This window comes from uncultured Lacinutrix sp. (genome assembly GCF_947500605.1).
Classification (GTDB): Bacteria; Bacteroidota; Bacteroidia; order Flavobacteriales; family Flavobacteriaceae; genus Lacinutrix.
This window is the reverse complement of the sequence record NZ_CANMSJ010000028.1, coordinates 1-347: the sequence shown is the minus strand read 5'-3', so window position 1 is coordinate 347 and position 347 is coordinate 1. Positions and strand designations below refer to the sequence as shown.

The following is a 347-nucleotide window of genomic DNA, read 5'->3' as shown; positions in this document are numbered from 1 at the left end:
GAAACAGCAACGTTCGATACCGATGAAAACTCTTCAACATATTGTACTTGGGTAGTAACTGGAACACAACAAACAGAACCTGCAACCGCATGTTATGAAACAGCAACGTTCGATACCGATGAAAACTCTTCAACATATTGTACTTGGGTAGTAACTGGAACACAACAAACAGAACCTGCAACTGCATGTTATGAAACAGCAACGTTCGATACCGATGAAAACTCTTCAACATATTGTACTTGGGTAGTAACTGGAACGCAACAAACAGAACCTGCAACTGCATGTTATGAAACAGCAACGTTCGATACCGATGAAAACTCTTCAACATATTGTACTTGGGTAGTAAC

The 347-nt window shown here is 40.1% G+C and carries 1 protein-coding gene; it reads left to right on the top strand.

The genetic code is table 11. The features are described from left to right. Positions 1-347, top strand: a 347-nt coding sequence (locus Q0935_RS15835) for a hypothetical protein (RefSeq protein ID WP_299388339.1), incomplete at both ends; no start/stop codon positions are given.